The sequence below is a fragment of the Candidatus Margulisiibacteriota bacterium genome, from assembly GCA_003242895.1.
Lineage (GTDB): Bacteria > Margulisbacteria > Riflemargulisbacteria > GWF2-39-127 > GWF2-39-127 > GWF2-39-127.
This window is the reverse complement of the sequence record QKMY01000082.1, coordinates 1-6,535: the sequence shown is the minus strand read 5'-3', so window position 1 is coordinate 6,535 and position 6,535 is coordinate 1. Positions and strand designations below refer to the sequence as shown.

The 6,535-nt window shown below is 46.0% G+C and carries 1 protein-coding gene, 3 tRNA genes and 3 rRNA genes; all 7 read left to right on the top strand.

Annotated features, from left to right (window positions below):
• Nucleotides 1–666: 666 nt before the first annotated feature.
• The 7 genes from DKM50_14280 (at nt 667) to DKM50_14250 (ending at nt 6,372) form a co-directional block, all read left to right on the top strand.
• Nucleotides 667–2,196: ribosomal RNA gene (locus DKM50_14280) — 16S ribosomal RNA — on the top strand.
• A gap of 190 nt (nt 2,197–2,386) precedes the next feature.
• A tRNA-Ile gene (locus tag DKM50_14275) sits at nt 2,387–2,463 on the top strand.
• A gap of 79 nt (nt 2,464–2,542) precedes the next feature.
• Nucleotides 2,543–2,618, top strand: a tRNA-Ala gene (locus DKM50_14270).
• Nucleotides 2,619–2,817: 199 nt separating this feature from the next.
• Nucleotides 2,818–5,798, top strand: a 23S ribosomal RNA gene (locus tag DKM50_14265).
• A 94-nt stretch (nt 5,799–5,892) separates the two neighbouring features.
• Nucleotides 5,893–6,009, top strand: a 5S ribosomal RNA gene (rrf, locus tag DKM50_14260).
• Together the 16S, 23S and 5S rRNA genes with 2 tRNA genes alongside form the textbook arrangement of a ribosomal RNA operon.
• Nucleotides 6,001–6,180 carry a hypothetical protein gene (locus DKM50_14255; GenBank protein PZM77006.1) on the top strand — a complete coding sequence of 60 codons (180 nt, stop codon included), beginning with the start codon at nt 6,001–6,003 and terminating at the stop codon, nt 6,178–6,180. The genes rrf and DKM50_14255 overlap by 9 nt, the downstream gene beginning before the upstream one ends.
• Before the next feature lie 116 nt (nt 6,181–6,296).
• Nucleotides 6,297–6,372 (top strand) — tRNA-Asn (locus DKM50_14250).
• The last annotated feature ends 163 nt before the right edge of the window (nt 6,373–6,535 follow it).

Genomic DNA, 6,535 nt, shown 5'->3' with positions numbered 1-6,535 from the left:
TGGAGATGTTTTTTTATGATTACTTGATGCTAGCCTGTTTATTTTTTTAACTCACTAACTATTTCTGTTAACCTTTGCTCTTTATAATTAGAACTACTGCCCAGTTAGAATTGTTGATTGACAAACTCCTAGTAAATCAGTATTATTAACGAATGCAGAGTTTAATAACTCACTACAGAGTAGTTAGCAATAGATCTTTGAATAATTAAGCCTTAAAAATAAACAAAAAATGAGTGTTGACTACAAAGTTGGGATATGGTAATCTACTGTACCGATGTGAAATACGGTAGATTTGTTCGATCTTGATTCTTGATAGTTTTGCTCAATGGTTTTTCTTGTTAGAAGTAAACTTCTAAAGAGGTAAGAAAAACAGCTATTGACCGACAGCGGTTGGTGTGGTAGTATTGAGCGTCTCAAGTAAAGATGCGACTTTGATTGACAGTTGTAGAGAATCTTTGATAAAATGTTAGCGTTGGAAACGACTGCTAAAATAAACAAAAAAAAGTTGTTGACTGCCATGCGAAGGTGTGGTAGTATTGAGCGTCCCTTGAAACGGGGTTGTAAATTGAAAACTAAATAGCTAAACCAGTACGAGCCCTGATGAGTCTCGAAAGAGATTTGTCGGTACAAATGAATTAATTTTTGATGAAAATCAAACTATCAATTAATTGAGAGTTTGATCCTGGCTCAGGACGAACGCTGGAGGCGTGCCTAACACATGCAAGTCGAACGAGGATTTTATTTTAGCTTGCTAATTTAAAGTTCTAGTGGCGGACGGGTGAGTAACACGTAAGTAACCTGCCCTTTAGGTGGGGATAACCCCGGGAAACCGGGGCTAATACCGAATACGTTCTCTTTCTCGCATGAGAGAGAGAAGAAATGGAGCAATCCACTGAAGGATGGGCTTGCGTCTGATTAGCTAGTTGGTGGGGTAATGGCCTACCAAGGCTACGATCAGTAGCTGGTCTGAGAGGATGAACAGCCACACTGGGACTGAGATACGGCCCAGACTCCTACGGGAGGCAGCAGTGGGGAATTTTGCGCAATGGGGGAAACCCTGACGCAGCGACGCCTCGTGAGTGATGAAGTCTTTCGGGATGTAAAGCTCTGTCGGCGGGGACGATTATGACGGTACCCGCAAAGGAAGCTCCGGCTAACTACGTGCCAGCAGCCGCGGTAATACGTAGGGAGCGAGCGTTGTCCGGATTTATTGGGCGTAAAGCGTGCGTAGGCGGTTCAGTAAGTTAGATGTTAAATGCATGAGCTCAACTCGTGCTCGCGTCTAAAACTGCTGAACTGGAGGATAGGAGAGGAAAGCGGAACTCACAGTGTAGCGGTGAAATGCGTAGATATTGTGAGGAACACCTGTGGCGAAGGCGGCTTTCTGGACTATTTCTGACGCTGAGGCACGAAAGCATGGGGAGCAAACAGGATTAGATACCCTGGTAGTCCATGCTGTAAACGATGGTCACTAGGTGTGGGAGGTATCGACCCCTTCCGTGCCGTAGCTAACGCGTTAAGTGACCCGCCTGGGAAGTACGGCCGCAAGGCTAAAACTCAAAGGAATTGACGGGGGCCCGCACAAGCAGTGGAACATGTGGTTTAATTCGACGATACACGAAGAACCTCACCGAGGTTTGACATCTCCGGAATCCCTTAGAGATAGGGGAGTGCCCGCAAGGGAATCGGATGACAGGTGCTGCATGGTTGTCGTCAGCTCGTGTCGTGAGATGTTGGGTTAAGTCCCGCAACGAGCGCAACCCCTGTTGTATGTTACCAGCACGTTATGGTGGGTACTCACACAAGACTGCCTGTGGAAAGCAGGAGGAAGGTGGGGATGACGTCAAATCATCATGGCCCTTATGCCTCGGGCTACACACATGTTACAATGGCGCGTACAGAGGGTTGCGAAGCCGCAAGGTGGAGCCAATCTCAGAAAACGCGTCTCAGTTCGGATTGCAGGCTGCAACTCGCCTGCATGAAGCCGGAATTGCTAGTAAACGCAGATCAGCTAAGCTGCGTTGAATACGTTCCCGGGCCTTGTACACACCGCCCGTCACACCATGAAAGCTGGGGGTACCCGAAGCCGGTGTGCTAACCGTAAGGATGCAACCGTCTAAGGTAAAATCAGTGATTGGGGTGAAGTCGTAACAAGGTAGCCGTACCGGAAGGTGTGGCTGGATCACCTCCTTTCTAAGGAGTAACCAGGTTTTTATCTCAGGATAAAAGCCAGGTCGATCTCGTACTGGATAGCTATTTAGTTCTCAATTGTTCATTATGAACACGATCTTTTTATTTTATAAATGGTGCGAGAGTATGCGAATACTTTAGCAAATGGCCATAGTAGAAGTGGAATTGCCTGATGATAGGATTATGGTCGGGTAGAGGGCCATTAGCTCAGATGGTTAGAGCGCACGCCTGATAAGCGTGAGGTCCGCCGTTCGATTCGGCGATGGCCCACCATTAAGTGTGATTTGAGGTTAGGTATTTAATTGTTTTGTAATTTAAGGCAGCTATAATATCTAAAAGTTACATACTAATAGGGGGTGTAGCTCAGTTGGGAGAGCGACTGCCTTGCACGCAGTAGGCCATCGGTTCGATTCCGTTCACCTCCACCAATGTATTATGGTGGTTTGTGTGAGAAATTAGAGATTAGAGTTTTATTGAATAAATTTTAATCTCTAATTTTTTGACTGCCTGAAATGGCATTGATATTTGATAACTAAATATAAGTAAATTTCTGATGCTGATTAATTAATTAGTATTGCCGATGACGCGCAAATGTGCTTACAGTTATTATTTGTAAGCCACGAAATCAATCAAGATATTAAGGGCGTATGGTGGATACCTTGGCAACGAAAGCCGATGAAGGACGTGGAAAGCTGCGATAAGCTTCGGGGAGCCGCTAACAGGCTTTGATCCGGAGAATTCCGAATGGGGAAACCTATCCAGGGTTATGCTTGGATATCACTATCTGAATACATAGGGTAGTGAAGGTAAGTGGGGGAACTGAAACATCTTAGTACCCCGAGGAAAAGAAATTAAATCAAAGATTCCCCTAGTAGCGGCGAGCGAACGGGGATCAGCCTAAACCTGTCATATGTTAGTAGCTTACAGGCGCTGTATGATGGGGGTTGTAGGATTTTTCTAGAGACGGCTGTTAACGTCTCGGGAAGTCAGAAAAAAATATCTTAAGTGAAATGTTTGGAAAAATGTGCCAAAGAAGGTGAAAGCCCTGTAACATAAAAGATATTTTCTTCCTGGGAAAAGTCCTGAGTACCACGAGACACGTGAAATCTTGTGGGAATCTGGGTGGACCATTATCCAAGGCTAAATACTTTCGTTGACCGATAGTGAACTAGTACCGTGAGGGAAAGGTGAAAAGAACCCCGGGAGGGGAGTGAAATAGAACATGAAACCATATGCTTACAAGCAGTCGGAGCACAATTTAGTTGTGTGACGGCGTGCCTATTGAAGAATGTGCCGGCGACTTACTGTTGGTAGCAAGGTTAAGGTTTATGCCGGAGCCGTAGCGAAAGCGAGTCTGAATAGGGCGTTTAGTTGCTAGCAGTAGACCCGAAACCGGGTGACCTATCCATGGGCAGGGTGAAGCAAGGGTAATACCTTGTGGAGGCCCGAACCGGTGAATGTTGAAAAATTCTCGGATGACCTGTGGATAGCGGAGAAATTCCAATCGAACTCGGAGATAGCTGGTTCTCCTCGAAATGACTTTAGGGTCAGCCTCGGAGGAATGCCATTGGAGGTAGAGCACTGTTTGGGCTAGGGGTCTCACCAAGATTACCAAACCCATGCAAACTCCGAATGCCAATGGTTAATTATCCGGGAGTGAGTCTACGGGCGATAAGGTTCGTGGACGAAAGGGAAACAGCCCAGACCGTCAGCTAAGGTCCCAAAGTATATGCTAAGTGGTAAAGGATGAGAGACTGTTTAAACAGTCAGGAGGTTGGCTTAGAAGCAGCCATCCTTTAAAGAAAGCGTAATAGCTCACTGATCGAGCGGTTTCTCGCCGAAGATTTAACGGGGCTCAAGCATATCACCGAAGCTACGGAAGCTCATTTATGGGCTTGGTAGAGGAGCGTTCTGTTGTAGGTTGAAGTCAATCCGTAAGGGTTGGTGGACGAAACAGAAGTGAAAATGTCGGCATGAGTAGCGAAAAAATAAGTGAGAATCTTATTCGCCGAAAACCTAAGGTTTCCTGGGGAAGGCTCGTCCGCCCAGGGTTAGTCGATACCTAAGTTGAGGCTGAAAAGCGTAGACGATGGACAACCGGTTAATATTCCGGTACCACCTTAAATTGTTTGACTGATGGAGGGACGCAGAAGGATAGGCCAGCCGGTTATTGGATTCCGGTTCAAGCCAGTAGGGAGAGAAAATAGGCAAATCCGTTTTCTTATATTCCGAGAGGTGATGTGGAGCCCTTTTAGGGCGAACTGGTTGATTCCACACTGACGAGAAAAGCTTCTAGGGAGATTTAAGGTGATCGTACTAAAACCGACACAGGTAGGTAGGGAGAATATCCTAAGGCGCGCGAGAGAACTCTCGTTAAGGAACTCGGCAAATTAACTCCGTAACTTCGGAAGAAGGAGTGCCTCTGTAGTGTGAAAGCCCTGCGGCTGGAGCATGAAGAGGTTGCAGAGAACAGGCCCTGGCGACTGTTTAACAAAAACACAGGTCTCTGCTAAACCGCAAGGTGAAGTATAGGGGCTGACGCCTGCCCAGTGCTGGAAGGTTAAGGGGATATGTTAGCTCAGGCGAAGCATTGAACTGAAGCCCCAGTGAACGGCGGCCGTAACTATAACGGTCCTAAGGTAGCGAAATTCCTTGTCGGGTAAGTTCCGACCCGCACGAAAGGCGTAACGACTTGGGCACTGTCTCAACGAGAGGCTCGGCGAAATTGGAGTACCTGTGAAGATACAGGTTACCCGCAGCAGGACAGAAAGACCCCGTGCAGCTTTACTGTAGTTTGGCTTTGTATTTTTGGATGTTATGTGCAGGATAAGTGGGAGGCTGTGAAATCATCTCGCTAGAGATGGTGGAGCCAACGTTGAGATACCACTCTTGATATTTGAAAATACTAACTCTGACCCGTTATCCGGGCAGAGAACAGAGTCAGATGGGCAGTTTGACTGGGGCGGTCGCCTCCCAAAAGGTAACGGAGGCGCTCAAAGGTTCCCTCAGGACGATTGGAAACCGTCCATAGAGTGTAAGGGCATAAGGGAGCTTGACTGTGAGAGGTACATCTCGAGCAGGTACGAAAGTAGGACCTAGTGATCCGGTGATCCCGCGTGGAAGGGTCATCGCTCAACGGATAAAAGTTACGCCGGGGATAACAGGCTTATTCCTCCCAAGAGTTCACATCGACGGAGGAGTTTGGCACCTCGATGTCGGCTCGTCACATCCTGGAGCTGGAGCAGGTTCCAAGGGTTGGGCTGTTCGCCCATTAAAGTGGTACATGAGCTGGGTTCAGAACGTCGTGAGACAGTTTGGTCCATATCCGCTGTGGGCGCAGGAAATTTGAGGGGAGTTGTTCCTAGTACGAGAGGACCGGAACGAACAGACCTCTGGTGTATCAGTTATCGTGCCAACGGTACATGCTGAGTAGCTACGTCTGGAACGGATAAACGCTGAAGGCATCTAAGCGTGAAGCCGACCCCAAGATAAGATTTCCCATTCCGTAAGGAAGTAAGACCTCTTGAAGACTACAAGGTTGATAGGCTGGGGGTAGAAGTGCAGTAATGCATGAAGCTGACCAGTACTAATCGGTCGAGGTCTTGATTGTTTGTGGCTTACATTTAATAACTGCAAATTGGCAAATATTGGAAAAATACTTATATTAGTTATAATTAAATTATCGTTTAGCAAGAAAAGCTCTATGGTGTCTATAGCGAGGGTGTCACACCTGTTCCCATTCCGAACACAGCAGTTAAGCCCCTCAGCGCTGATGGTACTGCCTGCGAAAGTTGGTGGGAGAGTAAGACGATGCCAAGGGCTTTTTTTGTTGCTTTAGAAAAGCAGAATATTATAATTTGTTTTATATTTTCTTTTAAAAAAGGAAATAAAACCACGTTACTATTTTCTGCTTTTTTTGATAATAGTATGTTTGTAAACAGCTTAAGTTCTATCAGAATTTTAAGGCAAATTCATGGAGGACTTGGTTAGGTTTGGGAGCGTATTAAACTTTTCTAGCTTTTTTGCATATATGCAGTTAAAAGTGCTTATTTGCATGTTGACTTATTCGAGAAAAAATAATATCATTTATAACGTTCCACACGAGTTCCCTGGTAGCTCAGTTGGTAGAGCATGCGACTGTTAATCGCAGGGTCACTGGTTCGAGTCCAGTCCGGGGAGCCAATCTTTACATAATTTCGAACCACAGTCTGCAATCTCGAATTTATAAGGCTTATAAAAGATTTCGGCTCTACTCCGAAGATGGGGGAATCCAGATATTAACGACATAGTATTTTAACCCACAATCTGTAATTTTCAAAGTTTCTAAAACCGTAAGCCCTTCTTG

Coding starts and splice junctions, on each gene's coding strand:
- DKM50_14255 (PZM77006.1), top strand. CDS start 6,001: ATGCCAAGGGCTTTTTTTGTTGCTTTAGAAAAGCAGAATATTATAATT.